This window comes from Candidatus Cloacimonas sp. (assembly GCA_039680785.1).
In the GTDB taxonomy this organism is placed as follows: Bacteria; Cloacimonadota; Cloacimonadia; order Cloacimonadales; family Cloacimonadaceae; genus Cloacimonas.
In genome coordinates, this window is sequence record JBDKSF010000043.1 from 78096 (window position 1) to 103823 (window position 25728).

Genomic DNA, 25728 nt, shown 5'->3' on the forward strand with positions numbered 1-25728 from the left:
TGCTTGTCAAAAAACTATGCTTGATTTTTTAGGTTAAAAAAACGGTTCGGGATGTAGCGCAGTCCGGCTAGCGTACTTGAATGGGGTTCAAGTGGTCGCAGGTTCAAATCCTGTCATCCCGACCATTTTTTTAAACTACCACGGGCTTTTCAGTTTTCTTGAACAGTATAGGCAGGGGAGCAAAATGAGAAAAGGGATTTGCAGGTTTTTTACATAAGTGAAGTATAAATAAGAAGTAGTATTAGATAAGGTTGATTCACATAGATTATTAGTTTTTATCCTATTATACATAACCTAAAGGAAAAATATTATGCCTATCCAAGAAGAATTGGAAAGATCCGGAATCTGGATATTCAAGTGGAGAAGTTATCTTCCCCTTTTAATGTTCATCATTGGCATTGGCGCCATTTATGATATGCGCCGATCGCAAATTATGCGTTATGACCTCTCTGTAGAAATTATCTGTTTCATCGTCAGTTGTTTCGGTTTGGCAGTTAGAATATTAACCATAGGCCATACACCTGCAGGAACCAGTGGCAGAAACACCAAAAGTCAAGTTGCCGATAAACTGAATACGACTGGTATGTATTCCATTTTAAGGCATCCTTTATATTTTGGCAATTTTTTCATCATTTTGGGCGTGGTCTTGTTCACGCGTCATATTTGGGTAATATTTTCTTATGTTTTATTGTTTATCCTTTATTATGAGCGAGTTATCTACGCTGAAGAGACATTCTTAAGAAAAAAGTATGGTGAGGAATTTGTAGCTTGGGCAAGCGTGACACCTGTTTTATTTCCCAAATTCTGCCACTATAAAAAACCGGAGCTTCCTTTTTCTTTAAGAAATGTTATCCGACGGGAATATCAGACCTATTTTGCCATGGTTTCTTCTTTATTTGCCATAGAAATAACGGGAGATCTAATTATTAAACGCAGATTTATCCTGGATAGAGGTTGGTTGGTCATTTTTATTGCCAGTGGCTTATTCTATCTATCTGTAATGTTCATCGTGAAAAAAACCAAATTACTGAAGGTAGTTGGTAGATAAAACAATCCTGTGCGGGTTACATCCAAAAGAGGTTTTAAATGGCAGAAGCAAGTTATCTGGTGCATAATGTTACGAAAAATTACGGCAAAACTCAAGCTCTGAACAATGTTTCTCTGGAACTTATGCCTGGGAAAATCATTGGACTTTTAGGTAAAAATGGAGCTGGCAAATCAACTTTAATGCGTTGTATGCTGGGTTTTTTGGCTCATAGCGGGGAAGTTTGGCTGGATGGAAATTTAATCAAACATAGAGATCCGCGGGTTTTTGAAAAAGTAGCTTTTATTCCCGATGTGAGTGGTTTGGATGATAGATTAACGGTTAAGCAAACCATTGCCTATGTTCAAGGTGTAAACCCCGGATGGAATGAAGCAATCGCTCAAAAATTACTGGAGATCAGCAATCTGCCTTTGAAGCGAAAAGTTGGGCAACTTTCCAAGGGGATGAAAACCAAACTTTATTTGCTGATAACTCTTTCGCTCGATGTTAATTATTTGCTTTTGGATGAACCCACTTTGGGCTTGGATATTGCTTTTAGAAAAGAATTTTTCAATACCATCCTGAACGAGTATTTTAATGAAGAGAAGACGATTTTTATCTCCACGCATCAGGTTGAAGAGGTGGAAAGCATTTTGCAGGAAATTATTTTTATTGATAATGGGAATATAATTTTGCACGAAGAAGTGCAAACTCTCAAAGAACAATATCGGGTGGTAAGTTTGCCCTCTGAACGCGCTGAAGAAATTTTACAATATAATCCCAAAGTTTATGCCAAAAATTTGGGTTTTATCAATGCCGTGCTTGCTTCGGACATAGAAATTGCCGGTGCCACCTACGGTCAACCCAGTTTAGCCGATATTTTTCTGGCTGTAGTGGGAGGTTCCAATGCATCAGTTTAAAACACTTCTCAAAAAAGAATGGTGGACAAATTGGAAACAATTGCTTTTACCTGTATGGATTTCCCTGGTATTTTTGGGAGTTTGTGTAATTGGTTTAATCATTGGGCTTATTAAAGGCAAAGCGATAACTTATTTTCATCTGGAAGGAAATTTTCCCTCCGGATTCAATAATCTGTTTCTCTTTGGCAGCGTGAAAACTTTGAATGCCGCTTTAGGTTTTCTAACAATTATGGTAGGCATAATGTTAGCCGATAATCTCATCAATGGTGGCTTTAAACAGAAATGCGAGATTTTTCATCAGTCCCAACCGGTTTCTTTGGTTAAAATGCTCAGCGTAAAGTATATCTTTATGATTTTGGGCTGTTATCTCGTTTTTGCCATTATCGGTTTTATCGGAACTCTGGTGCTATCTTTTACTCAGATGTATTGGACTTCGGCGGTGTTTTATTTTGGATTTTATGCCTGGCTCCAAAGCACAGTGGAATTATTTTTCACACTGATTTTCGTTTGTTCGCTGTTTTGGTTTTTTGCTTGTTTGTTTCAGCGCAAGTCCTTTTTTATGGGAATCTTGATTATTGTCGGCATTGAACTGGCTACTAAAATTTTGAATTACACTGCTAATTTTGATATTCCTTCGCTGACCAGTTATCTATATAAATTAGTGCAAATATCTCCCAATCCCGTATTTTATAATGCACCGGACCTAAATGCGCATACTCTTGCAGGCATTTTACAAGCGAATTGGCACAGTATCATAAATAACAATACCCTATTCAAATTACTCTATAGCACCATTCTCACTGTTACAGGATTTTTTATTTACAAGCGCAGAGAGTTAGTTTAATTATACCAATTCATTGTCTGATATATAGTTAGTAAATATATCAATCTTGCCTTCCTATTCTGCTGATGGGCAATAGTTAATTGCTTGCTACCTATTGCTTTGTCACACGATTCTCTTATACTGCCGTAACACTTCCCTTACACTGCTGTAATTTCGTTAGGGGATTGTTAGAGTAATGTTAGTTCTGTGTTATGGGAGCGAGGGGTCGAGAGGTCGAGGGGTTTTGAAGTCGAGAGGTCTGGAGGTCGAGGGGTCGAGAGGTCTGGAGGTCGAGAGGTCTGGAGGTCGAGAGGTCGAGAGGTCTGGAGGTCGAGAAGTCGAGAAGTCGAGAGGTCGAGAAGTCGAGAGGTAAAAAAGAGAAAAAGAGAAAAGGTGGAAAAGTGAAAGTGTCGAGGGGTCGAGAGGTCGAGAGGTCTGGAGGTCGAGAAGTCGAGAGGGGGAAAAAGTGAAAAGGTGGAAGGATGAAATCCACGCTTTTCACTTTTTCTTAGCGTTTAAATTTTTTGGCTATTTTACTCGCTGCTGATTAAAGCAGAAATTACATTATCCGGTGCCACCTGTTTTAAAATAATATTAATTGCTGAAGTTAAAGGCACACAAATCAACATTCCAACAATTCCCCATAACCAACCCCAAAAAATTAATGAAATTAATACCATTATCGGAGTTAAATCCAACTGCGTACTTTGCAATTTGGGCTCCACTAAATTCCCAATCAACATTTGCGTGGCAACAATCAGCAAAGCAAATATTACCCATCCTAAACCAAATCCGCTTTGCATCAAATAAATCAAAATTGGAATCGCAGAAGCGAAAACTGAACCCAAATCCGGAATAAAATCCAGCACAAAAAGCAAAATCCCGCAGACCAAAATAAAATCTACCCCAAAAAGATACATCCACAACATACAAAGAAGTGCGGCGGATAAATTGATCAGAGTTCTGATGGTGAGGTAATTTTGAATTTGCTTTTCTATGTTCTGTAAAATAACCAGGGTTTGTTCCTTGCTAAGTTTTGTAGTGGCTCTTCTTAAACGCTGGGGAAGTTTGTCAATTTCCAGCAACAAGAATATAAGGAAGAATATTATCAAGAATATATTTTGAATAATGCTAACCAGAGTATTCATTGTGGTGGTTAATAAACGCGGAAGCGAAACAAACCCACTGCTAAGAATTTGTGCTATGTTGGAAATGGATAAATTCTGGGAGTCAATGTTCCATCTATTTGCCAAATTTTGAATATATCCTGTCACTTGTGACATTAGGTAAGTGAATTTATCTTCATAACGCGGCAAACCATTTATCAAACTATTGGAAGCCAAGTAGATTAAAAGAATCACTACACCCAGAAAAGTAGCAATAATCACCAGCGTAATCAATAAAATTAGAACTATCGGTATTTTACGCTTTTTCAAATAGTTAACTAAGGGAGCAAAAAGAAACAGCAGAAAGATGGCAAAGACCAAGGGAATAAATATATTTTTCAGTGTTTTAAGGATAAAAGCCACTACCGGCAAAGCGATAATGACCAAGAGAATTCTGATCCAACGCAGCTCTTTTATGCTGTCCATATTAGTGATAATTATTCTGGTTTTTCTTCTTCTTCGGGTGGGGTTGAGAGCTCTTCTTCGGTTTTCAATTCTTCTGGCTCTGGCTCTGTAACTGTCTGTTCTCCAATATTTTCCCAATTTGGAATGGTGTCATCTACATTAAACCTAAAATCAGGATTTTCAGTTATGGGAACATTGCTATATTCCACTTTATTCCTGTTTCTTATTCCTGATATTATTACAAATACCCCTCCTACAATGAAGGCAACATTGGCAAGCCAAAAACCTGTTTGAGCTTTTATGGTTATAATACTGCTCAAATCAAGAGAAGGATCAAGCCCTGTTTTTGCCGATAATAAAACTTTTATTATGCTGGCATTTAAAAATTGCAGCGAGGCAATGCCCAAAACACTTACTATGACAGGAACTAAATACAGAGTTATAGGTAACACTAAAACCAATACTAAAGCGACGACAGCCAATACTAAAGCTAATATGGCATAAGGTTGGGGTTTAATACTTGGATTTTCGGGCTTGGCATCTTCTTTTTCCGCACCCTTTAAAAAATCGGCTACTGAGGTCTCAATTTCTCCACCGGTTACAAGTTTGATGCCTTTTAACGAAGCAAGCTCTGTTTTATCACAACTGACAACGAAAAATGGCATTAAAAACGCAAGAATTACGATAGCATAAAATATTGCGGATATCTTCATCATATCCTCCCTTTCTTTTATATTTTCCTTATATTATAATCACTTTTTGGTGTCAAGCAAATTTCTTATTTTTGTCTATTTTCGGACTTGGCACTTTGAATTTACTTTTCCAGATTACCATAATCTACGAACTTGTATATATAGCGTTTCAGCCCAGCTATTCTATTTAAAAAAACAAGTAAGTAGGAGACACCAAAAAATAATAAGAGCTATGTATTATTCTGATAGACAGGTGAAAATGGTGAGGCAGAACTTTTGCAAGGGGGGAAAAAAATGCAGTTGACAGAGAAGGTATATAGATTATATTGGTTATAGAAATAGATTTTTGAAGGGCAAAAATTTAGGTATCTATTATAGTTCTTTTACACAGTTCAGAGGGGGTGAAATGGTTTCGACAGGGAATCAGAGTGCTCGAAATGCATATCGGAGATTGTTATACCACTCCGTTAACAAGTAACAAAAACGCAAATTAACTGCAAACAATAATTACGCTTTAGCAGCATAGCTGCTAACGTTCAACTTCTTCGGTCCGTCGGAAGAAGATTGGGCGTCGGAACAGTACGGATGCGGTAAAACTAATTGCCGATAAGTTTTTCCTAAGCTAAATCGGCTGCAGAAAAGTAGGTCTGATTGTCTTTCACTGCTTTTCTTAAGCTAAAGACAACTAAGTATGTAGATTTTCGGGTGATCGTTTTTCTGGACGCGGGTTCGATTCCCGCCACCTCCACCAAAGGGTGAACGAGTGAACTGGTTAACGAGTTAACAGGTTAACAGGTGAGGTGAAAAATAGAGTGTTGAGTGTGAAATGGAGAAAAAGAATGTAGGGAAATGCAACTAAATGATTATAAAATTTACAGGTAGAACAATAAATATAGAGAGGTAGTATTAAAATGATGCATACGGATTTGGAAGTTTATAAATCCAGTTTATTACTTGTTAAAGAGATTTATAATATTACGAAGGAATTTCCGGCAGAGGAAAAATGGGGTTTGATCTCTCAGATGAAAAGAGCGGCAAATTCCGTTCCTTACAATATTGCAGAAGGTTGTGGAAGGAAATCTAAACCGGAGCTTTTAAACTTCTTAAATATTGCTTTGGGTTCAATCACGGAGTTGAATACACAAATAGATATAGCCATTATGTTAGATTTTATTTCTGAAAAGGAAAAAGCTGATAAATGTAGAGAACTGGCTCTTTCTGTAAAACGCCAGCTTCTTGGTCTTATTAAAGCGAACAATAAATAAAAGTTCTTATCCCTTTTAAAATATAAATAATTTAGGTTTCAAGGAGAGCATTGATGGAAGTAATAATAATGTTCTGAGTTCTCCTCTCTTTAAATATAATTAACTTATGTTCCCTATTATGTTAGTAATTATCGATCTTGTCCTATACGACCTCACCCGTTAACCCGTTAACCTGTTAACCCGTTAACCTTGTCATCTGTTAACCAACTAACCTGTTAACCTACTAACCCATTAACCAACTAACCTGTTAACCAACTAACCTGTTAACCTACTAACCCATTAACCCGTTAACCCGAAAATAATACTGGACAGATAATAGACATTCAAAAAGTTGTATTTATAAAATCATCTGGAGGATGAAATGCCGTTAAAACCTGAGGCAAAACAAGCTATCATGGCAGAGTTTAAACTCCATGAATCAGACACTGGCTCGCCGGAAGTTCAGATTGCTCTATTAACACAAAGAATCAAAGATATCACAGAGCATCTAAAAGAACATTCTAAGGATTTTTCCACCCGGCGTGGCTTGTTGAAACTGATCGGGCAGCGCAGGCGTTTACTTGATTATTTAAAAAAGAAAGATATCACCAGATATCGGAATATAATCAAAGCGCTTGGCATTAGAAAATAAACTTTAATGTAGCTTATTACGGAAGAACGATGTCCCCGTCGTTTACTAAGAACTCAGTTATATCGTTTCTAATTCCTTTTTGGTTAAGAACATAAATAGCTGAAAGTAATTGACGAGGACTTCAACCTTCCGAAATTTAGTGGTTGATAATAAGGTCAACCCATTACTAAACAAGAAAATACAGCGGGAGAAATTAGCAATAAGCCAAAAGGTTTGGCAAACGACCTTTTCGTCTATTGCTTCTTCTCCCGCCCAAAATGAAAAGGAGAAGTTATGGCAAACTTCAATATTACTCGTCGTGAAACAGATTTTTGCGGACGCAAACTGATAGTTGAAACAGGCAGAATGGCAAAACAAGCCAATGGCAGTGTTTATATCCAATATGGAGAAACCGCTATACTTGTTACAGCTACGATGTCCAAAGAACCTGTAGAAAATCAAGATTTCTTTCCCTTAACAGTTGATTACATTGAGAAAATGTATGCAGCCGGCAAAATTCCCGGCGGCTTTTTTAAGCGTGAATCCAAACCCTCTACTGATGCTACTTTGATGGCAAGGGTTATCGATCGTTCCATTCGTCCTCTCTTTCCGGAGGGTTTTCGGAATCAAGTTCATATCGTAGTAACCGTTTTATCTTTTGATGGGGTTACTGATCCATCCACTATGGGAGTTTTTGGTGCCTCTCTGGCACTTAGTATTTCGGACATTCCTTTTAACGGACCCATTGCAGGTGTGACGGTTGGCTATATTGACAACCAATTTGTCGTAAACCCAGATTTTAGCGAAATTGAAACTAAATCTCAGCTCAATTTAACAGTTGCCGGAAGTGAAACATCCATAGTTATGATCGAATCGGCGGCTTCGGAACTAAGCGAAGAAACAATGCTGGATGCTGTTTTTACAGGTCACGCTGAAATTATCAAACTCTGCGATTTGCAAAAAGATTTTATTGCTAATTGTGGCAAAGGGAAAGTGGAAGTTGTTCTGGATAGCGTTCCAGAAGAAATTAACAGCAAAGTGGAAAATGCCTTCGGGCAAAAAATAGCTGAAGCGGCAATTATTTTTGGCAAACAAGAACGCCAAGATGCCTTTGACGCTGCCGAAACAGAAATGAACAATATGTTTGCTGAAATGGAAGGTGAGCTTTGGGAAGAGAAAGAAAGATATTACCAAATGGCTTTTGAAGAACTAATTCGTCGCTATGTGCGCGATTCCATTTTAAGAAAACAGCATAGAGTGGATGGACGCGGAACGGATGATATTCGTGATATTACCTGTGAAATAGATATTCTACCCCGAGTGCATGGTTCGGCACTTTTTACCAGAGGCGAAACACAGTCATTGGGAACATTAACTTTGGGCGGCGGAACTGATGAACAAGTTATAGATGGTTTGGAAACGGAATATAAGAAGAACTTTTATCTGCATTACAATTTCCCTCCCTATAGCGTGGGTGAAGTGGGAAAAATAGGTCCTACGGGTCGTAGAGAATTGGGGCATGGAAATTTGGCAGAAAGAGCGCTCAAGGCAGTTCTACCGGCAAAAGAGATATTTCCTTACACAATTCGAATTGTGGCAGATACACTTGAATCCAATGGCTCTTCGTCTATGGCATCTATATGTAGTGGATGTTTGGCATTAATGGCTGGTGGAGTTCCTATCAAAGCTCCTGTGGCAGGAATCGCGATGGGTTTGATTATGGAAGGTGAGGACTATATTGTCTTAACCGATATCATGGGTTTGGAAGATCACTTGGGAGATATGGATTTCAAGTGCGCCGGAACCAGAGAAGGCATAACCGCTATGCAAATGGATATAAAAATAGCGGGAATAACTAAAGATATTATGCAAATTGCCCTAAATAAAGCAAAAGCGGCTCGTCAAAAAATATTGGATATTATGGCTGATTGTATTGCTGAACCAAGAAGTGACTTAGCGCCTTGGGCTCCCAGAATTGAGTCCTTCAAAGTGCCGATTGATAAAATCGGAGAAATAATCGGGCCCGGTGGAAAGATGATTAAATCAATCATAGAGACCTGTCAGGTTCAAATTGACATCCAGGACGACGGAACAGTTAGAATTCTTTCTCCTGATAAGGAATCCATTACTAAAGCCAAAGAAACGATTAAAGGGATAGCCATTGATCCTGTGGCGGGTGATCTGTTTGAAGGTAAAGTAACGCGAATCGAGCCCTACGGAGTTTTTGTAAAAATCTTAGGCGGAACGAAAGAAGGAATGGTGCATATCTCCGAAATGTATACAGGTAGGATAAATCATCCATCCGATATGGTTAAAATCGGTGATACGGTTCAAGTGAGAGCTTTGGGTATGGATAAAGGTAAACTTTCTCTCTCGATGAAAGGCGTGGCTGGTAATCCAGAACCAAATCCTAATGCCAATACTGAGCCGCACCAAAATTATCATTCTCAACATCACGATGATAGAAACAGAGGCAGAGACAATAATAGAAATGATTATCGTCATCGCCGTTAAATAGAAGAGGTAAAAATGGATTATAAAATAGCTGATATCGGTTTAGCCAACTGGGGCAGGAAAGAAATTGACCTTGCCGAAACGGAAATGCCTGGCTTGATTGCTTTGAAAGAACGCTATCGCAATAGTAAACCGCTTGCCGGTGCCAAAATAACTGGCAGCTTACATATGACCATTCAAACCGCTGTCTTGATTGAGACCCTAATTGAATTGGGTGCTGAAGTCCGTTGGTCAAGTTGTAATATATTTTCCACTCAGGATAATGCCGCAGCGGCAATAGCTAAAAGAGGCATTCCTGTTTTTGCTTGGAAAGGTGAAACCCTAAATGAATATTGGTGGTGTACATTGCAGGCACTAACCTGGGAAGATGGACCCGATTTAATTGTGGATGATGGTGGCGATGCAACTTTGATGATTCACGAAGGATACCGTTTGGAAGAAATATATAAACAGACAGGAAAATTACCGGAAATCGATGCAGAAACTGAAGAGATGAAAATAGTGCAGAAACTGCTGATGGACATCTTACCCAAAGAACCCGAAAAATGGCATAAAGTTGTAAAACATTTGCGCGGAGTTAGTGAAGAAACGACAACAGGTGTTCATCGTCTTTATCAAAGAAGAGAAGAAGGCAGTTTATTGTTTCCCGCCATCAATGTAAATGATTCAGTCACAAAATCCAAGTTTGATAATCTTTACGGGTGTCGTGAGTCCTTGGCTGATGGAATTAAAAGAGGCACGGACATTATGGTGGCAGGGAAAATCATAATGGTTTGTGGTTACGGAGATGTGGGAAAGGGCTGTGCCCAATCTATGCGTGGATTGGGTGCAAGAGTCATAATCAGTGAAATTGATCCTATTTGTGCCTTGCAAGCAGCGATGGAAGGTTACGAAGTTAATACTGTTGAAAATATGGTGGAAACGGCAGATATTTTTATAACGGCGACGGGAAATTGTGATGTGATCAGGGTTGACCATATTTTGAAAATGAAGAACAATGCCATTGTTTGCAATATTGGCCATTTTGATAATGAAATTCAGGTAAATAAGCTCTACGAAATTGAAGGTGTGGAGAAACTCAATGTAAAACCCCAAGTTGATTTAATCAAGCTTCCCAATGGTAAAGCCATTATTCTATTGTCGGAAGGGCGGTTAGTAAATTTGGGAAATGCCACGGGGCATCCTTCTTTTGTAATGAGCTGTTCTTTCAGCAATCAGGTTTTGGCTCAAATTGATCTTTGGCAGAATCAGCATTCCATAGATGTTTATACTTTACCCAAGCAATTAGATGAAGATGTAGCGCGTTTACATCTTTCCAAATTGGGCGTTCAACTTACTCAGCTATCCAAAAAACAGTCAGATTATATCAATGTTCCGATTGAAGGTCCCTATAAACCGAATTACTATCGTTATTAAAAAATGGCTACGCATAAACCCGTTTATGTAGATGAATTATACGGTGAACTTCAGCTTTTTATGGATGAACGCAAGTGGGTTGTAGTTCATACTAAACCGCGCTGTGAGAAAAAATTAGCCGATTATGCCAAACGCCATCAGATAACATATTATTTACCTCAATATACTGATAAACGAATCTATCAGAGACGCAAGGTTGCAGTGGATAAGATTCTTTTTTCCTCTTATGTGTTTGTTGGGGTTGACTTTGCAGGTAAACAAGATTTGCAAATTTCGGGTTATACAACCAGTTTTATAAATGTGTTTGCGCAAAAAGAACTGGTGGATGAATTACGAGCAATCTATTATGGCAGAGAGAAAAAAGTGGATATGAAACCTGGGCTTTGGTTAGATAAGGGCTTGGAAGTAGAAATCGTAAATGGACCCTTAAAAGGCGTAAGAGGCATAGTGGAAGATCAATCCAAACTGGATAATGTGCGTTTGCAAGTAAATATCTTAAAGCAAGCAGTGTTAGTTAAAGTTAAAACGGAAGATGTAAAAATAATTGGTGAATATGAAATTGTGGAGGTTGACGAATGAAAATATTGATCACGGGTGGGGCTGGTTTCATTGGTTCCAATGTAGCAGATGCTTATCTTGCGGCAGGTCATAAGGTTTTAATAGTAGATAATTTGGCTACAGGAAATAGGCGCAATATTAATCCTAAAGCAATTTTTTACGAAGCCGACATTTGTGAAGAGTCATTAAGCGCAATCTTTGCCAAAGAAAAACCCGATATCGTAAATCATCATGCTGCCCAGATTAGTGTTCCTCTCTCTATAGAAAACCCACTTTTTGATGTAAAGACCAATGTTTTGGGCTGGGTAAATGTTCTCCAGAATTGTGTTAACTATGCTGTGAAGAAAGTAATATATATATCTTCCGGAGGAGCTATTTATGGTGAGGCACAAGAATATCCCACTACTGAAAATTATGCTCCAAAGCCGCTCTCTATGTATGCCATAGATAAAAAAGCGGGAGAGGACTATCTCTATTTTTACCATCACCAATATGGACTTGCCTACACGGTTTTACGCTATGCCAATGTTTATGGACCACGGCAAATTTCTTGTGGAGAAGCAGGTGTCGTTTCACTGTTTACTGAAAAACTACTGCAAAGAGAAATTCCTACCGTATATCGTTATGACGATGAACCGGAAGGTATGATCAGGGACTATGTTTTTGTAGGAGATGTAGTTAAGGCAAATTTGCTGGCTTTGGAGAAGGGCGATAGTGAAGCATTTAACATCAGTACCTGTTTAGAAACCACTACCAACAAATTATATCACGAAATTGCCCGTCAATTAGACATTAACGAAGAACCGAACTATGGTTCTGCCCGCAAAGGGGATTTGCATCGTTCCTTGCTTTCGTATAATAAAGCCAAAAATATCTTGGGCTGGAAACCCGAAACGAATCTTAGTGAAGGAATTTCAGCAGTGATAAAATATTTCAAGGAGTTGAAATGAAAATAGCGGTTATAGGTAGTGGCTATGTAGGACTAACTACTGGCGCTTGTTTTGCCGAAATGGGCAACACAGTTATCAGCGTCGATAAGGACGAAACCAAAATAAACCTGCTTAAAGAAGGGAAAGTTCCTATTTATGAGCCAGGTTTGGATGAAATGATCCATCGCAATATGGCTGCTAACCGACTGAAGTTTACGGTAGAACTAAAACAAGCGGTGGAAGAATCACAAATTATTTTTATTGCAGTCGGAACTCCTCCCGGAGAGGATGGTTCAGCAGATTTACAATATGTTATTTCTGCAGCGGAAGAAATAGCTGCTGAAATCAATGAACCCAAAATAATTGTGAATAAATCCACAGTACCGATTGGAACTGCTGATCTGGTGAAAAGTAAAATTCAGGAAGTGCTTAATGCGCGCGGGGTAACGATTAAATTTACCGTTGTTTCCAATCCTGAATTCTTAAAAGAGGGAGCTGCCATAGATGATTTTATGAGCCCGGACAGAGTAGTAATAGGCACAGATAATTATGAAGCGGGTGAAATTATGCGAACTCTTTATGAACCCTTTTGCAGAACCAATGACCGCGTTTTGATTATGAACATTCGTTCCGCGGAGATGTCAAAATATGCCGCAAATGCTTTTCTGGCGACAAAAATATCTTTCATCAACGAAATTTCGCGTCTTTGTGATGCTTACAATGCTGATGTTTCGGAAGTTCGCAATGGAATGTGCAGCGATTCTCGCATTGGCTATAAATTTATTTTTCCAGGAGTTGGTTATGGAGGTAGTTGTTTTCCCAAAGATATTAAAGCGCTAATTTATATGTCACAAAAGATTGGCTACGATCCGCTTATTTTACAGGCAGTGGAAAAAGTTAATGCCGATCAGAAAAAAGTTTTGGTGGAGAAAGTAATTGCTCACTTTGGCAATGATCTGTCCGGTAAGACCTTTGCTATATGGGGTTTGGCTTTTAAACCGCAAACGGATGATATGCGGGAAGCACCTTCCATTGTTATCATCAATGAACTGATCTCTTTGGGGGCAACAATTAAGGCATACGATCCAGTGGCAATGCCGGAGGCCAAAAAAATATTTGGCAATAATAATGCCGTAACCCTGTGTGCAGATGAATATGAAACTCTCAAAGATGCTGACGCTATGTTACTTATAACTGAATGGCATCAATTTCGCTATCCCGATTTGGATAGGATGAGCAAAATAATGCGCACTAAAGTTATATTTGATGGACGCAATCAATACAATCCCAAAGCAGTGAAAGAATCGGGTTTTCACTATTATGGAATTGGAAGACAATAACTGCAAACAGGATATAGGTTTAGATATGCCTAAAAAATTGTCTTGACGGAAACCTGCTTGCTAAAAAGCTGACTTATTATAATAAATTATATTGATAATTGTAAGGAGAACTAATGGTAAAACTTAGATTAAGAAGGATGGGGACAATTAATCAACCCTTCTATCGTGTCGTTGCAGTTGATTCAAGGGCAAAACGAGATGGAAAATATATAGAATGTGTGGGTTGGTATGATCCTAAACCCGATCCTTCCAAAATAAACATAGATACCGAACGTGCCATTTATTGGCTAAATGTAGGTGCACAACCTTCAGATACCGTAAATTCCTTATTAAGAAAAGCCGGTGTTTTGCAAATTTGGCACGAAAGGAAACTAAAAAAGAACCAGATTACTGCGGAAGCAGAATAATATAAAAAAGAACAGCTGAGGTGAAAAATGAAAGAACTGATTGAATTCATAGTTAAAGCTCTGGTTGATGATCCTTCGGAAGTGAATATTACCGAGATCACTGGCGACAAAATAACCCTTTATGAGCTCAGAGTTTCCAAATCGGATATTGGCAAAGTAATTGGTAAACGGGGAAGAACCGCAAGTGCCATCAGAACTATCATTAATGCAGTTTCTACAAAACAGGGGAAGCGTGCCGAGCTCGAAATAATCGAGTAAATGAGTCATCCGCATCTAATCGGAATAGGCAAACTGGGCAGGCATAATGCAGACGGCTTTTATCCAGTGATGGTTAAGCCAGATTATAGAGATTTGTTTGCCAAACTTGCTGATTTATATTTGATCTTTAACAGCGATAGAGTGTTTTATGTAACTATCAGTGAACGAATGCGAAAAGATAACAAAACCTGGATAAAACTAAAAGAAGATGGTATTGCTGAAGAGGAACTTTTGCATAAAAACATAGTGATTGCGATTGATGATACGGAAACAGATGCAGAAGAAACATCGCTAAATTACCTTTTAGGTTACCAGGTTATTTTTGCGGGTGAGGAAATAGGCATTGTAGAGGACTATTTTTTCAATGGTGCACAGGATGTTTTGCAAATTTCAGCCGCGAGCGGTAATGAGTATCTAATTCCTTTCGTAGAGTATTATATAGATACGATCATAGATAATCCCGGCTGCTTAATTTTACGCAATGCCAAAGATTTAATTGATTTGTATAGAGTGGATCTAAAGAAAAAATGATCTTTGAAGTGCTCACCCTTTTCCCAGATTTTTTTTCCGGTTTTGTAACCAGCAGCATTATTGCGAGAGCCGTGGAGAATAAACTTTTGCAGGTGCGATTCACGGATTTTCGCCAATTTTCGGAAGATAAACATCACAAAGTAGATGATTATGCTTATGGTGGTTTTCCCGGTATGGTTATTCAAATCCCACCAATTTATAATGCCTTGCAGGAATTACTAAAAGAAGGAAATGCTCCGGTAGTGTATTTTACTCCGCAAGGGAGAACATTGAATCAACATATTTTAAAAAGCTATTCAGCTTATGAGCGCATAATCCTTCTTTGCGGTCACTATAAAGAAATTGACCAGAGAGTGCGCGATCTTTGTGTTGCGGATGAAATTTCCATAGGTGACTATGTTTTGAGCGGAGGCGAAATTGCCGCTGAAGTTTTTATAGACGGAATAAGCAGATTGCTGCCCGGTGTGCTGAGTGATATTGAAAGTGCCAATAGTGATTCTTTCAGTGTAGAAGGTCTTGGCTTTCCTTGTTATACCAGACCTGAAAATTATATGGGATTAAACATTCCAGATGTTTTACTCAGTGGCGATCATCAAAAAATCAAAAAGTGGGCAAAGGAAAAGGGAAAACAGTTAACCAATACTCGCAGACCAGATTTGAACAAATAGCAAGCAAGCAGGAAGAAAGAGACCCAACCAAAATGACAGTGGGGTTTTTGCCCGGGAATAATTTTATTCCAGAGGGCTTTATTTTATGGCAGAAATGCCCTTATGAAGTAAAAAAACATAGAACGGTTTATAGAGTTTATAATTTTTGATCCGTTCACCCCCCATCAGAAAAGGTTTTTTCCTTCCGAGTATATATATGGGAGGAACCCGAAAAATGGATATTCTGCAACAAATTGGCAGAGACCAAATCAGAACTGACTTACCGGATTATCGTGTTGGCGATACCGTGAAGGTCCATTATAAAATTAAAGAAGGTAACAAGGAACGCATCCAAGTTTTTCAAGGCATCGTCATTCAAAAGAAAGGTGCCGGTGTTTCCAAAACATTTACGGTGCGTAAGGTTTCCAGTGGTGTTGGGGTGGAGAGAATATTTCCCCAAAATTCACCTAATATTGATAAACTTGAAATCGTTAGACACGGACAGGTGCGAAGAGCTAAGTTGTTTTATCTTAGAAGCGCTCAAGGTAAAGCAAGTAGAATCAAAGAAAGAAGAAGATTCACTGTATAGTTACTTTAAAAACCTCAATCTTAGCCCCTTCTTATATTTTAAGAAGGGGCTTTGTTTTGTAGTTGGAAGACACAAAGGAGATAAAGATGGATACCAGAATGTTTTATAAAAGTCCGGATGGTTTTTTTAATCTGGTAATAGAAATTTTTGAGGAGACAATAATAGGCATCAGTTTTATTGTAGAGCAAAATGTTAGCAAACCTTCCACCTCCTTGGAGAGGGAAATAGCCCAGCAATTAGATTCCTATTTTGCCGGCGAAAACAAAGAGTTTGATTTACCTTTTTTTGCCACAGGGACAGTTTTTCAGCTTATGGTTTGGGAGGAAGTAATGAAAATACCCTACGGAACTACCATAACTTATTCAGAATTAGCTGCAAAAATTGAAAAACCGAAAGCTGCCAGAGCAGTAGGCAGAGCTTTACATCAAAATCCCATTCCTATTCTTATTCCCTGTCATCGCGTCATCGGATCCGACAGTTGTTTAAAAGGATATGGGGGAGGGCTGGATAAAAAAGAAAAGTTGCTAAATCTGGAAAGGAGCGTTATATTATGATTATTGGAATTGGTTGTGATATTATAGAAGTAAACAGAATTAAGCATTCTCAGGAAAATAATTCCAGTTTTAACGATAAATTATTTACTCCCGCAGAAATTGCATACTGTTCTCAGAAAGCCAATTCTCATCAATCATTCGCTGCCAGATTCGCCGCCAAAGAAGCTGTAATGAAAGCCCTAAAAACCGGTTGGAGTGAAAAAGTTAGTTGGCTTAACATAGAAGTTGTGGTTTCCGACAAGGGATTTCCTTCCATTGTTTTATCAGGGGGAGCGAAAGAACTGGCAGAAACATTGAAGGTTAATAATATTCAGCTCAGTTTGTCTCATGAAAAGGATTATGCCCTGGCTTTTGTTATTTTGGAAAGCATTTGATCGATTATCTAATTCGGGTTATGTCAATGTCGAGAACATCCTTTTATCGTAATAATGTGAACTTTTTTTAGTTAAAAATATACGCTGATTCAATTTGGCCAGCTACCAAGTAACATAAAAACACTAATTCTTCCAAATTGCGCGTAGTTTTCTGCAAAATCGGTTTGAAACTTGCTTAATTAAATAGCTAATACTGTTTTTTAAGGATAAAAAAGGAGCTAAAAGATGCGTAAACTGATGATAATAATCATATTAACGGCGTGTTTTGCTTTTACCATAGATAATTTAATAGCCGATGAAGTTGTTATTGGCACAGGAAATCAGCAGGAAAGAATACCTCTCGATTTCTTTTATAAAAATTCCCTGTATGAGTGTTTATATTACCAGGACGAGCTTGGCTTCGCTCAAGGGTCCATATCCAACATTGCTTTTTATAATAATTTTGTTTCCAACATCGCCAACAAACCTACCAAAATTTGGCTGGGGACATCTAATTTAACTGACTTGAATGCAGGTTGGATTCCTTCCACCAATTTAACCCTTGTTTTCGACGGAACTGTAAATTATCCTTCTGGCATTCATACTATCGATATTGAGCTTGATTCTTTATTTCAATATACGGGTGGAAACCTGGTGATGATGGTTTTTAGACCTTTGGACACCAGTTATTATTCCTCCAGCGATAAATTTTACTGTCAGACGGATAACATTTCTCGTGCTCGCAGAGCATATCACGATACCCAAATATTTGATCCCGCCAATCCACCCACTACAGGTAGCGTGATCAATGGACAATTTCCTAAGGTCAAATTTACTTACACGAGTCAATCCATATTAACCGATTTGGCTTGCCCGGCAATATTTTCAGAGGGAGTGGTCACTTTGGGCGCTCAAGAAGAAGTGGATGTGCAGATTAATAATTATGGTTATGAGGCACAGGATAATTATACCATCAATCTTAGAACCGAAGAGGGTGAACTTTTGGCTTCAGCAGCAGGAAATCCTGTGGCTGGGAGCCAGGTTATCACTCAGACATTAACTTGGATTCCCACCACTCCGGGCTCTTACAGAATTTTTGGAGAAATTTTGTTAACGGGAGATGAAGATGTCAGTAACAATCTATCTCCCAGCGTTTCAGTTACGGCATTTGAAGAAGGTTACCTCAATTTTGTTATCGGCATAGGAAATATGGAAGGTTATCTACCTTTGGATTTTACCTGGCCCACCAGTTTGTTTGAGACCATTATTTATGCACCTGAAATGGAATCAGAAGGAATCATCACGCACCTGAAGTTTTACAATAATTTTGTAGAAAATATCACCAATAAACCAGTTATCATTTGGTTAGGAGAAACGGATTTGGTAAATTTACCTTTAAGCTGGATTCCCAGCACTCAGCTTACGATGGTATATTACGGAAATATGTCCTTCCCCAGTGGGCAAAATGAAATTGTTTTTCCACTTTCTCCTACTTATCATTATCAAGGGCGAAATTTAGTTCTGATGGTTCAGCGTCCTTTTGATTCTCAATCGTTCAATACTAACGATAAATTCAAAATGCAACCGGGAGCGATGCAACGCACCAAATATATTTACAGTGAACAAGAAGAACACGATCCAGCGTCACCACCTTTGTATGCTTTTGATACTAATCAATATCCTCAAACCGGTTTTGTGATGCGTCCAAACGATACTGGTTTTTTAAGAGGGACTGTTAGAAACGGAACTAATTTAGTTGGCGGAGCAATAATTACGGCGGATAATAACCATATTGCTTATACTTCTGAGGAAGGAACTTATTCTTTACTTCTGAATAGCGGAGTGCATAATGTTTCAGTAACCGCAAACGGTTTGCATACTGTAAATAGACAAGTGAATGTGATCTCTGGCAGCATAACCATAGAGAATTTTAATTTGGATGGCAGTCCCGTGCAAGATGATCAAACGCCTGCTTTAACAACCTGCCTGAAAGGCGTTTTTCCCAATCCATTCAATCCTGAAACCACTATTTCTTTCGCTGTGGGCAAAAACAACACTCCCGTAACTATTGAATTATTTGATTTAAAAGGTCGCAAAGTCAATACTCTCATTGATACTATTTTTGATAAGGGAGAACACCAGCTTCATTTTTCCGCAGTGGATAATAGCGGTGGAGAACTTGCCTCAGGTATTTATTTCATTCGTCTTTCCGCAACCGATTATCGTAAAACCATCAAAGCTATGTTACTTAAATAGTTCAAGTTATCCTTCGCTAAGCGGATTTTTTGCCGATTTTGCCCTATGCCATTTTTTCAAAATAGCGATCCTGCTTTTTCGCTTTCTTCCTCCACTTGTGCACTTGTAATAAATCTCTTACAATTCTCTAACGAGATTACAGAAGTGTTACGGAAGTGTTACTGCAGTGTTAGAGAGTCATTACTGGAAGGTGTAGGCAAGCATAAACTTACTAAAATGATATAGCCAGATAATGGCAAGTAGCCCATAATACTTCATAGCCCTATAGATAGTTGGGAGTTAACTAATACAGTAAGCGTATTTTTCCAAAATGAACAGTAAAAATTCTTCCTCAATAGTGCTCAAATAGCAATTTTTCATTTCGCTTGACAGAACTATGCAAATCCTTTTTTTAGTGCAAAAAGAGGTTAAAATATGATAAAGGTAATTGTCTTTTTAGGAATCCAAGGTAGCGGAAAAGGCACACAGGCAGAACTTTTAGCGGTAAAAACCGGTTTTCAGCACATAAATATCGGTGATTTACTGAGGGAAGAAGTAAGCAAACAAACGGAACTCGGTAAAAAAGTGCAGTCCATCATTGCCCAAGGAGATTTAGTTAATGATGAATTGATTTTTGAACTGGTACGCTCTTCTTTGGCGGAAAGCTGCCCGGGTGTAATTTTTGATGGCTTTCCCAGAACAAAAGCGCAGGCAGAATTTCTCTTAAAAAATTATTTGGTTTTAAGAGTTTACTATCTGGAATTAAGCGCCGAAGAAGCGATTGAAAGAATTGAAGCACGCAGAATATGCGGTTTTTGTGGTGAGACCTATAATGACATTAGTAAAAAACCTAAGCGGGAAGGATTTTGTGATTTGTGCAATTCTCCTTTAGTTCAGCGTGCGGATGATACCGGCGATGCCATTCGTCAACGAGTGAAAGAATTTTATAATCAGACCTTTGCCTTGAAAGAGTATTTTGCCGATAAGGGATTGCTGAAAGAAATTTCTGCTCGAGCAAATATAGAAACTATTCACCAAAAAATAATGAGCGATTTACAAACGAACCATCCTATTAACTGAAATGTCCACTAAAAAAGAATCCGGTTTTTTCAAATATATAGAAATTGTTGCCTATTTATTGGCTGGATGGAGCTTTCTGGTTCTTTTTCTGGAGCCCTTGATAGAGTATTATGTCGGCTCATATAAATTAGTGGAAATCGGAACTGCCATAGCTAACATCGTTTTATTGATGCTAACTATTCTGGCGCGCGTGCTTTCTGGCGCCGTAAAAGAAAAACCGACAATAGTTTATTTTGATTTGGTCATCTTGATATTGGGCTCCATTTTGATGATTTATCAGGCGAAATTTGTAATCTTCTTCCTCTTGATTCGTCAGACCTGGTTTATTTTACAGTATTTATTATTCAGAGCATTTGAAGGTAAAATATATAAGCTGCTGATGCATAATCCGCCTATATCGCTGATGATTAGTTTTGCCATAGTGATTTTAATTGGAACGATTTTACTGATGTTACCCGCTTCTTCCAATGAAGGTTATATAACTCATTTTGTCGATGCCCTTTTTACTGCAACTTCTGCTACATGTGTTACGGGGCTAACTGTTATGGACACAGGCAGTTATTACTCTCTTTTTGGACAAATTATTATTTTGTTACTTATTCAAATTGGCGGTTTGGGTATTATGACGATATCCACTGCCTTTGCTTTGATGCTGGGACAAAAGATATCTTTAAACATTCAAACTCTGATGCATAAAGTTGTGGGTGAAACTCCTGTAATTGATGTGATGAAACTACTTAGAGGCACTGTTTTGGTTACGGCAATCATAGAATTTATAGGAGCCGTGTTTTTGTTTTGTGGTTTTGTGGAAATAATGCCTGTGGCTCAAGCGATATACTATGCTCTGTTTCATTCTATTTCAGCTTTTTGTAATGCCGGTTTTTCTTTATGGACAAATAATCTAAGTGGTTTTGTGGATTCTCCGGTAGTAAATTTTAGTATTACGCTGTTAATAATCTTGGGCGGATTGGGATTTGCGGTATTGATCGATATTTATCATTATTTTTTTGCTTCCGGAAGCATTAAAAGGTTAACTTTACATACCAAAATTGTCTTAACGGCGACAGCGATATTGATAGTCACTGGTTTTTTGGGTCTTTATTTGGGAGAATATAACAACTCTATGAAGGGTTTTAGCGTTGCCCGTAGGGTTTTAAGTTCCTGGTTTCAATCCGTAACTGCCCGAACGGCTGGTTTTAATACAGTCGATATTGGTTTATATAGTTCCGCCTCTGTTTTATTAACTGTTATTTTAATGTTCATCGGCGCTTCACCTGGTTCTACGGGTGGAGGTATAAAAACCACAACTTTTTCGGTGTTAATGCTTTCGGTGGTTTCGATGCTAACCGGGAAAAGAGATTTAGTTATTTTTAAGCATAAAATCCCTGATTCCAATACGCGGGAAGCTACTACCCTGGTTACTTTGGCTTTGGGAATACTCATTACGATTATTTTTGTCCTGATGCTGATAGAACCGTTTCCTTTTGAACAGATACTTTTTGAGGCATTTTCCGCTTTTGGAACCGTGGGTTTAAGTATGGGTATAACGGCAAAGTTATCATACATAGGTAAATTGCTGATAACATTATTAATGTATATTGGGCGAATCGGACCTCTAACTTTGGTTTATGCCATTTCTATCCGCAAAAAACAGCCGCATCTTAGTTATGCGGAAGAAACCATTACCATTGGTTAGAACAAATATACTTGCATAAGGAGATACTTTTATGGCAAGATACGCAGTAATAGGTTTGGGTCGTTTTGGAATGACCGTAGCTAAAATTTTAGCGGAAAATAATATGGAAGTAATTGCCATTGATAAAGATCAGGATTTGGTAAACGAAGTAAGTTCTATTGTAACTACTGCCGTATGTATGGATAGTACTGATGAAACAGCATTAAGATCACAAAATTTGAATGAGACGGATGCAGTTATCATCGGCATTGGCAGTAATATCGAAGAATGTATTCTTACAGCCGCAATCCTGAAAAAACTGGGAGTGGGAATTATCTATGCCAAAACTGAATCGGAACTCCATGGTAGAATTCTGAAACTAATTGGCGTGCAACATACCCTTCTACCGGAAGAAATAGTGGGTAACCAACTTGCCCGAACTCTCATATCCAGAAATGTTTTGGATTATATAAACCTTTCCAGCGATCATATAGTGGTGGAATTGATAGCTCCTAAAGAATTTGTTGGAAAACCGCTTCAAGAACTTGCTCTTCCTACAAAAAGAGGTGTGAATGTTGTGGCTATTCAATATAATTATCTTTCCGTTACCGACGATGGTAGAAATGTGATTGAAAAACGGCTGAATGATATGCCCGGAGCAAATGATATCATTAATGAGGGTGATGTTTTGATTCTGCTGGGTCCCAAAGGAAATATAGACAAATTGATCAATGAAACATCTGTAAATAAGGATTAACCATTATGAAACGCTCTCTTAATGTAAAATACCATTTTTTGATTGCCATACTCTTTGGTCTTATTGTGCTGGAAACCATAATTCTGTTCTTTACTATTTCGCAGGCAAAAGATTTATCTACTCTGGCAAGTGACCTTCACTCTATCGTGATAATATTCGTATTCGTAATTTTTGTGTATATCGTTATTCTTTATAATTATATACCTTTCCAATTACACAAAGCCATTCGAGCCGTGGAACAACTGGTGGAAGAAATCTCCAATGGCAATTATCAGATAGACATAGATAGCTCCATTTACGATCAAGATAAAGATTTTCAAGGGCTGGTTCTGGCTCTTGAAAAAATGCTGAGTATCATCAGTCGTTTTGATCAGGCAAAAGCCGATAAAATATTTGAACATCATCAACGCATACAACTCCTGATAAATCTTTTGCCGGAAAGTGTATTAATTCTTAGCGCCACCGGTGATGTGATATATTGTAATGAGTCACTGCGAAAACACTTTCCGCAAATTACAGAAATGGTTAATCTGAACGAATTGATTTGGAAAAGTGATTATCATAACCGTATATTTGCCGTCATTATGGATTCGCTACGCTATGGAAATAATCTTTACGATGTGATCGTGGAAGATGTGGTCTATTTGAATAAAGTTCGCATCAATAGTTCCATCGTGAGAAACAGGAAGGGATTTTCCACCGGCGCTGTTTTTGTGCTGCAATTTTCTGACAATGAAAGATAAAATCAGGGTTATCTATAGCGGACAAGAAACTCTGCGACTGGATAAGTATCTGGTGGATTTAAAGATACAAGAACTCTACTCCCGTAGCTTCATTGAACATCTGATTGAGGAAGATAAAATATTGGTTAATCTTACTCCCGTCAAAAAAAGCTATATTCTTAAAAATGGCGATGAAGTGACGATTAATTTGCCCGAGCCGGAACCGCGTGATTTGAAGCCCCAAAACATACCTCTTAATGTTGTGTATGAAGATGAACATCTGGCAATTATTAATAAAGAAGCTGGAATGATCGTTCATCCCGGTTTTGGAAATCCGGAAGGAACTTTGGTGAATGCCATTTTGCATCGCTTTGCGGATAATCTTTCTTCAGGTAAAGAAAGTAACAGACCGGGAATTGTGCATCGTTTGGATAGAGGGACTTCCGGATTGATTATCATAGCCAAAAATGATTTGACGCAATCTCGGCTTTCGGATATGTTTGCCCATCATAAAATTAAGAAGACATATCTGGCAATAACTACAGGTGTTCCTGATCCTCTCGAAGGTGATATAAAGACCTTTCTTGCCAGAAATAATAAAGACCCGCGTCTTATTTGCGTTGCCAAAGAAGGCAGATATGCTTTTACACATTATGAAGCACTTAAAATTTGGCACTATTTTGCCTTAGTGAAAATAAATCCAACCACGGGTAGAATGCATCAAATAAGAGTTCATTTTGCTTATATTCATAATCCCCTTTTAGGTGATTTATTATATAATAACAGACACTATGTTCAATCAATGGTGCCTCAAAATATGAAAAAGAAAGTTACCGAACTGCTTGTTAATCATTTACATAGGCAGGCATTACATTCTTGGCAACTGGAATTTGAACATCCTGTGTCTAAAATTCCGATAAATGTTACGGCTCCCTTGCCAGAAGACCTTAAATATACATTAACTTGGTTGAATAATTATTTTAGTATTGACACTGATACCCAGAATCTTAATCTGCTCCTAAAGGAAGAAATCAACATTGGAAAAAATGGAAGAACTTGATAAAAACATATTTGCCTCAATTGAAGAGGCAATAGAAATCGTCCGTAGAGGCGATATGCTAATTGTAGTGGATGACGAAAACCGCGAAAATGAAGGTGACCTTTTGATGGCAGCGGATAAAATCACTCCTGAAAAGGTGAATTTTATGATCAGCCAAGGAAAAGGTCTGCTCTGCGTTCCCTTAGATTACGAAGTTGCCAAGCGTTTGGAACTTCCCTTGATGACAGATAAAAGCAGTGATCGACAAGGAACTAAATTTGCCGTTTCCGTGGATGTGATCGAGGGAACAACAACAGGAATTTCTGCCACCGAAAGAGCTATGACAATTAAGGCATTGGCGGAACCTAATGCTAAGCCATCTATGTTTATGAGGCCTGGGCACATTTTTCCTTTATTGGCAGAAAGAGGTGGTGTTTTAAGAAGAGCGGGTCATACTGAAGCAGCCGTAGATTTGGCTAAACTTGCGGGCTTAAATCCGGTGGGGGCGATTTGTGAAATTATTCGCACAGATGGAGAAATGGCTCGTTTGGATGATCTAATTCCTTTTGCTAAGCAGCATAATTTAAAAATAATCACGATTGAAGAACTAATCCATTGGCGGCGCAAAAAAGAAATCTTGGTTCATCCTGTTTCCAAAGCGCAATTACCTACCAAGTTCGGAAAATTTGAGATTATAACCTATATTAGCGATATTTCAGATGAATATCATATTGCTTTGGTGATGGGAGAAATCAATTCGGAAGAACCAATTTTGGTGCGAGTGCATTCCGAATGTTTAACCGGTGATGCTTTATTTAGTTTGCGTTGTGATTGTGGAGATCAATTGGCTCAGGCCTTTCAAATGATTGCAGAAGAAGGACGCGGCGTAATTTTATATATGCGTCAGGAAGGAAGAGGCATTGGTTTACTGAATAAAATCAAAGCATATCATCTTCAGGATGAAGGTGCAGATACAGTTCAAGCCAATATCAAATTGGGCTTTCCTCCTGATTTAAGAGATTATGGAATTGGAGCTCAAATACTGAGGGATTTGGGAATAAAGAAAATGCGCTTGATGACTAATAATCCCAAAAAAATTGTGGGCTTAAGCGGTTACGGACTGGAAATCGTAGAAAGGGTTCCGATCGAAATTAAACCCCAAGACAATAACCGCGAATATCTCAAAACCAAAAAGAACAAAATGGGGCATATTCTTAAT

Annotated in this window: 26 protein-coding genes, 1 tRNA gene and 1 other RNA gene; 26 read left to right on the plus strand and 2 right to left on the minus strand. The window is 38.3% G+C overall.

Going from position 1 to position 25728, the window contains the following annotated elements:
- Positions 1-47 precede the first annotated feature (47 nt).
- The 4 genes from ABFC98_02955 to ABFC98_02970 all read left to right on the plus strand — a co-directional run bounded on the left by ABFC98_02955 (position 48) and on the right by ABFC98_02970 (position 2788).
- A tRNA-Pro gene (locus ABFC98_02955) sits at positions 48-125 on the plus strand.
- Positions 126-310: 185 nt separating this feature from the next.
- On the plus strand, positions 311-1048 hold the full coding sequence (locus tag ABFC98_02960) for an isoprenylcysteine carboxylmethyltransferase family protein (GenBank protein MEN6444987.1): 738 nt from the start codon (positions 311-313) through the stop codon (positions 1046-1048).
- Positions 1049-1086: 38 nt separating this feature from the next.
- The gene (locus tag ABFC98_02965) at positions 1087-1944 is read left to right on the plus strand and encodes an ABC transporter ATP-binding protein (protein ID MEN6444988.1); all 858 of its coding nucleotides are present in this window, start codon (positions 1087-1089) and stop codon (positions 1942-1944) included.
- Positions 1931-2788, plus strand: a complete 858-nt coding sequence (locus tag ABFC98_02970) for a hypothetical protein (protein ID MEN6444989.1) — start codon at positions 1931-1933, stop codon at positions 2786-2788. Before ABFC98_02965 ends, ABFC98_02970 begins: the two co-directional genes overlap by 14 nt.
- Before the next feature lie 512 nt (positions 2789-3300).
- Here the strand turns inward: ABFC98_02970 and ABFC98_02975 are convergent.
- Together ABFC98_02975 and ABFC98_02980 are read right to left on the minus strand one after the other, a co-directional pair.
- On the minus strand, positions 3301-4359 hold the full coding sequence (locus ABFC98_02975) for an AI-2E family transporter (GenBank protein MEN6444990.1): 1059 nt from the start codon (positions 4357-4359) through the stop codon (positions 3301-3303).
- 11 nt (positions 4360-4370) lie between these two features.
- Positions 4371-5051: a hypothetical protein gene (locus tag ABFC98_02980; protein MEN6444991.1), complete on the minus strand. Its 681-nt coding sequence runs from the start codon at positions 5049-5051 to the stop codon at positions 4371-4373.
- A 376-nt stretch (positions 5052-5427) separates the two neighbouring features.
- Between ABFC98_02980 and ssrA the strand changes: the two genes are divergently transcribed.
- From ssrA to ABFC98_03090, 22 genes are all read left to right on the plus strand, one after another.
- Positions 5428-5781: a transfer-messenger RNA gene (ssrA, locus tag ABFC98_02985) on the plus strand.
- A 160-nt stretch (positions 5782-5941) separates the two neighbouring features.
- Positions 5942-6295, plus strand: coding sequence for a four helix bundle protein (locus ABFC98_02990; GenBank protein ID MEN6444992.1), 354 nt, complete (start codon positions 5942-5944; stop codon positions 6293-6295).
- Positions 6296-6656: 361 nt separating this feature from the next.
- Positions 6657-6926, plus strand: a complete 270-nt coding sequence (gene rpsO, locus ABFC98_02995) for a 30S ribosomal protein S15 (GenBank protein ID MEN6444993.1) — start codon at positions 6657-6659, stop codon at positions 6924-6926.
- 273 nt (positions 6927-7199) lie between these two features.
- A complete protein-coding gene (gene pnp, locus ABFC98_03000; GenBank protein MEN6444994.1) occupies positions 7200-9419 on the plus strand; it encodes a polyribonucleotide nucleotidyltransferase in 2220 nt (739 codons plus the stop codon).
- 15 nt (positions 9420-9434) lie between these two features.
- Positions 9435-10835 (plus strand): adenosylhomocysteinase, encoded by a 1401-nt coding sequence (ahcY, locus tag ABFC98_03005; GenBank protein ID MEN6444995.1) that lies wholly within the window; start codon positions 9435-9437, stop codon positions 10833-10835.
- Between the two features lie 3 nt (positions 10836-10838).
- The gene (locus ABFC98_03010) at positions 10839-11414 is read left to right on the plus strand and encodes a transcription termination/antitermination NusG family protein (protein MEN6444996.1); all 576 of its coding nucleotides are present in this window, start codon (positions 10839-10841) and stop codon (positions 11412-11414) included.
- The gene (locus ABFC98_03015) at positions 11411-12343 is read left to right on the plus strand and encodes an NAD-dependent epimerase/dehydratase family protein (protein ID MEN6444997.1); all 933 of its coding nucleotides are present in this window, start codon (positions 11411-11413) and stop codon (positions 12341-12343) included. Before ABFC98_03010 ends, ABFC98_03015 begins: the two co-directional genes overlap by 4 nt.
- A complete protein-coding gene (locus tag ABFC98_03020) occupies positions 12340-13662 on the plus strand; it encodes a UDP-glucose/GDP-mannose dehydrogenase family protein (protein ID MEN6444998.1) in 1323 nt (440 codons plus the stop codon). The genes ABFC98_03015 and ABFC98_03020 overlap by 4 nt, the downstream gene beginning before the upstream one ends.
- Before the next feature lie 113 nt (positions 13663-13775).
- A complete protein-coding gene (rpsP, locus tag ABFC98_03025) occupies positions 13776-14069 on the plus strand; it encodes a 30S ribosomal protein S16 (protein MEN6444999.1) in 294 nt (97 codons plus the stop codon).
- A 27-nt stretch (positions 14070-14096) separates the two neighbouring features.
- Complete coding sequence (locus ABFC98_03030; protein MEN6445000.1) at positions 14097-14327, plus strand: KH domain-containing protein; 231 nt, start codon at positions 14097-14099, stop codon at positions 14325-14327.
- Complete coding sequence (locus ABFC98_03035; GenBank protein MEN6445001.1) at positions 14328-14858, plus strand: hypothetical protein; 531 nt, start codon at positions 14328-14330, stop codon at positions 14856-14858.
- A complete protein-coding gene (trmD, locus tag ABFC98_03040; GenBank protein MEN6445002.1) occupies positions 14855-15526 on the plus strand; it encodes a tRNA (guanosine(37)-N1)-methyltransferase TrmD in 672 nt (223 codons plus the stop codon). Before ABFC98_03035 ends, trmD begins: the two co-directional genes overlap by 4 nt.
- A gap of 214 nt (positions 15527-15740) precedes the next feature.
- Positions 15741-16094 (plus strand): 50S ribosomal protein L19, encoded by a 354-nt coding sequence (rplS, locus tag ABFC98_03045; protein MEN6445003.1) that lies wholly within the window; start codon positions 15741-15743, stop codon positions 16092-16094.
- An 86-nt stretch (positions 16095-16180) separates the two neighbouring features.
- Positions 16181-16648: a methylated-DNA--[protein]-cysteine S-methyltransferase gene (locus ABFC98_03050; GenBank protein ID MEN6445004.1), complete on the plus strand. Its 468-nt coding sequence runs from the start codon at positions 16181-16183 to the stop codon at positions 16646-16648.
- Positions 16645-17022 carry a holo-ACP synthase gene (locus ABFC98_03055; GenBank protein MEN6445005.1) on the plus strand — a complete coding sequence of 126 codons (378 nt, stop codon included), beginning with the start codon at positions 16645-16647 and terminating at the stop codon, positions 17020-17022. The genes ABFC98_03050 and ABFC98_03055 overlap by 4 nt, the downstream gene beginning before the upstream one ends.
- A gap of 225 nt (positions 17023-17247) precedes the next feature.
- A complete protein-coding gene (locus ABFC98_03060) occupies positions 17248-19257 on the plus strand; it encodes a T9SS type A sorting domain-containing protein (protein MEN6445006.1) in 2010 nt (669 codons plus the stop codon).
- Between the two features lie 414 nt (positions 19258-19671).
- The gene (locus ABFC98_03065) at positions 19672-20316 is read left to right on the plus strand and encodes a nucleoside monophosphate kinase (GenBank protein ID MEN6445007.1); all 645 of its coding nucleotides are present in this window, start codon (positions 19672-19674) and stop codon (positions 20314-20316) included.
- A 1-nt stretch (position 20317) separates the two neighbouring features.
- Positions 20318-22012, plus strand: coding sequence for a TrkH family potassium uptake protein (locus tag ABFC98_03070; GenBank protein ID MEN6445008.1), 1695 nt, complete (start codon positions 20318-20320; stop codon positions 22010-22012).
- A 31-nt stretch (positions 22013-22043) separates the two neighbouring features.
- Positions 22044-22748, plus strand: coding sequence for a TrkA family potassium uptake protein (locus ABFC98_03075; GenBank protein ID MEN6445009.1), 705 nt, complete (start codon positions 22044-22046; stop codon positions 22746-22748).
- Between the two features lie 5 nt (positions 22749-22753).
- Positions 22754-23491, plus strand: coding sequence for a hypothetical protein (locus ABFC98_03080; GenBank protein ID MEN6445010.1), 738 nt, complete (start codon positions 22754-22756; stop codon positions 23489-23491).
- A complete protein-coding gene (locus ABFC98_03085; protein MEN6445011.1) occupies positions 23481-24530 on the plus strand; it encodes an RluA family pseudouridine synthase in 1050 nt (349 codons plus the stop codon). The genes ABFC98_03080 and ABFC98_03085 overlap by 11 nt, the downstream gene beginning before the upstream one ends.
- Positions 24517-25728: bifunctional 3,4-dihydroxy-2-butanone-4-phosphate synthase/GTP cyclohydrolase II (locus ABFC98_03090; protein MEN6445012.1), on the plus strand; the 1212-nt coding region annotated here is incomplete at its 3' end. The genes ABFC98_03085 and ABFC98_03090, both read left to right, overlap by 14 nt.